Below are 1,774 nucleotides of genomic sequence, written 5' to 3' on the forward strand. Positions count from 1 at the left end.
CTGTAGCACTTGCGGCGGTCGTGGGAGTCGTTGCGTCGCTGACTTGTTGCTGAATGTCCATGTAGACCAACCCACCCTGATTGATCCGAGGCACCACGCTGAGGATCACCCCTGTTTGCTCATACTGCACTGAGCTGGTCTGTATGGCACTGGAGCCGGTATTGATGGTGGTCTGGCTGATCGGGATATTGTTGCCCACCTGGATTTGTGCCGGCTGATTGTTCATCACCACCAACGAGGGGGCCGAGAGTACTTTGGTGTTGCCGCTGGTTTCCAGTGCCCGCAGGGCGACTTGGAAGTTGTTGCTGACAAATGAATAAAACAGTGACGATGTGCCTACGCCTAAACCGCCAGCACCCAATGCGCCTTGGCTCCCGGATGCGTTTTGAATATCTGGCGTCGTTGAATTGGCCGCCAAATTTCCCAGATACCATTGAACGCCCATTTCCAGAGAGCCCCTCAAATTGACTTCGAGAATGCGTGTTTCTATCTGTACTTGCAGGGGGGGCGTATCAAGGCGCTGTATGGCTGACTCTATTTCTGCCCATTGCGCGGGGCGGCTGCGTACCAGCAATTGGTTACTGCTCTTTTGCGCGGTAATTCTGACTGAGTTATCGAATGTTTCGCTGGCCGTCGCGCTCGTTTCGTCTTGCGTGGGTTCGCTGTTGGGCTCGGATTCATCTTCAGGCGGTGGGGCCAGATCAGCGTTATCGTCCGACTGGTGGGTGCCGCTTACGCCGCTGAGGCTTGCGATGGCTGAAGCCTCACCCCCCCCCATGCCGCTACCAAACTCATTGCTCGACAAGGTTATGGTTCGCAAACCAGGAGCGACCTGGGCGGTGGGTTCATCGTTGATTTTTGCATTGCCGTAAATCTGTCGCAGATACTTGGCCAGGTCGGTAGCTTTCATGTTGCGCACGTCATACACGTACATTTGCGGCTCGTTGCCACCGCCCTGATCGATGGCTTCGATCCAGCTTCCCACTTCGCGCAGGTAGTGTGGTTGCGAGGAAATCGCCACGATGGAGTTGGTGCGTTCAATCGGTAGAAAGCGCAGCATGCCGGCCATGGGGGTGCCGCTCTGTGCACCGAACAAGCGATCCAGGTCGGGCATCAGTTTGCTGACGTTGGCGCGCTTTAGCCCGAACACGCTGACGGACATGCCCTTGAGCCAATTGATATCGAAGGTTTCGATGGTCTGTTGGTAGTTGTGCAATTCGTCAGGGGTACCTGCCATGATCAACAGGTTGCGCGCTGGATCGACTTGTACGAAGGCATTTTCTCGGGCAAAAGGCTTCAAGAGTTTTTGCATTTCTGGCGCTGAGATGTAGTTGAGCAGGAAAAAGCGTGCGGTCATCCCGCTGCCTGGTTGGGGCAGCGATAATTGCGGTGCAAGCTTACCGGCGATTGCCTGACTGTCAGGCAGTACGACATACCGATCGTGTTGGCGGATGAGGGTGTTTTTGGTCAGGGCCAGCAGCGTTTCCAGAATAGGCAAGGCCTGGTTTTTATCGACCGGCTTGGCGGTGGAGAAGGTGACGTTGCCCTCCACACCTGAGGCGATGGTGTAGTTCTCCTTGAGGACATCACCGAGGATCGTGTTGGCGACCGCCTGAATTGAAACATTGGCGAAGTTGAAGGTAACGCCTGGCTCTTGTGATGCAATTGCACCAAGCCCCCTCACAGGCGTTTTCGTGTTGATGAATTGTTGGTTGCCTTTAATTGCCTGAATGGTTGTCGTAGGCGACATGACCGCTCGCGGTAGCGCCTGCGA

Annotated in this window: 1 protein-coding gene; it reads right to left on the minus strand. The window is 55.3% G+C overall.

The annotated features are described in order from the left end of the window. The coding region (locus FEM54_RS31880) for a secretin N-terminal domain-containing protein (RefSeq protein WP_138454200.1) at positions 1-1,774 on the minus strand (1,774 nt) is incomplete at both ends.

Origin of the sequence: Pseudomonas edaphica (assembly GCF_005863185.1) — a bacterium.
Classification (GTDB): Bacteria; Pseudomonadota; Gammaproteobacteria; order Pseudomonadales; family Pseudomonadaceae; genus Aquipseudomonas; species Aquipseudomonas edaphica.